Here is a 1,174-nt window from a genome sequence, read left to right as displayed (position 1 = left end):
TTTAAATCACCCTAACCTTCCTTCAGTCTTGTCTTATGGTACTTTGGCTGCTTAAAAACTGTCCGGAGTATTGTTATATGCAACTTCACATAAAATTGGTATAAATCCCAGATCCTAACTTAATTTTCACAAACTTTTGCTAGAAACAAGATAAAATGCTAAAAAGTCCTGTTTGTAGTTACACAATAACTAAATTATGAAAAATCAATCTTATCTAAATTTGAAAACTCATGAATTTAAACGTAGATTTGGTGTCAAAATGCCCACCTTAAAAGCAATGGTTAATGCCTTAGATAACTTCAGGTTAGAAAATCATAAAGACAGAAGAGGACGTCGCACTATCCTAACTCTCGAAGAACAAGTCTTAGTCGCCTTGGAATATTGGCGATCATATCGAACATATTTTCATATTGGGACAAGTTGGGGAGTATCTGAATCAACTATTTTCCGAATTGTAACTAACATCGAATCAACTTTAATGAAAACAGGAAAGTTCCGTATTCCTGGGAAAAAAGCATTACTCAAAAATTCTGAGCCTCCAGAAGTCGTGGTGATGGATGTCACATAAACAGCTATTGAACGACCCAAAAAGAAGCAGAAAAAATGTTATTCAGGCAAGAAAAAACAGCAGACGCTAAAAACTCAATTAGTAATTAAGCCCGAAACAAAAGAGATTATTTGCACTGCTTTTGGACAGGGGGGTTGCCACGATTTCAGCTTGTTTAAAAAAAGTAAAACTAATTTTAATCCCGAAACAGATAGCTTACAAGATAGTGGCTATCAAGGCATAAAGGATTATCACCGGAATAGTTATATTCCTAGAAAGAAACATAAAAATGGGCAACTTTCTCTCTTAGAAAAAAACTATAATCGAACTCTAGCCCAGAAACGAATTGTGATTGAACACGTTAATCGGAGTCTCAAAATTTTAAAAATTTTGTCGAGTCGTTATCGGAATCGTCGTCGCCGTTATGGTCTGCGTTGTAATTTGTTGTCAGCAATTTACAATTATGAGTTAGCTCTAGGCGATTAAATTTAAAACTTTTCATTATAACATAGATTTTTTTTGCAAGAGGTCTATTAAACGCGCGTCCGGCGGGTGCATCTCAGTTTGGCAAATACATCAAATTGAAAGTTGACCGTTGAGATAAGCACAGCGAAGAGCAAGGATAGA

General features: G+C 35.3%; 1 pseudogene. It reads left to right on the top strand.

The features are described from left to right. The first annotated feature begins 196 nt into the window (after window positions 1-196). A pseudogene (locus QUB08_RS32000) lies at window positions 197-1,033 on the top strand (IS5 family transposase). Window positions 1,034-1,174 lie beyond the last annotated feature (141 nt).

The organism is Microcoleus sp. BR0-C5 (assembly GCF_036705045.1).
Classification (GTDB): Bacteria; Cyanobacteriota; Cyanobacteriia; order Cyanobacteriales; family Microcoleaceae; genus Microcoleus.
This window is presented reverse-complemented; position numbering and strand designations above follow the sequence as displayed.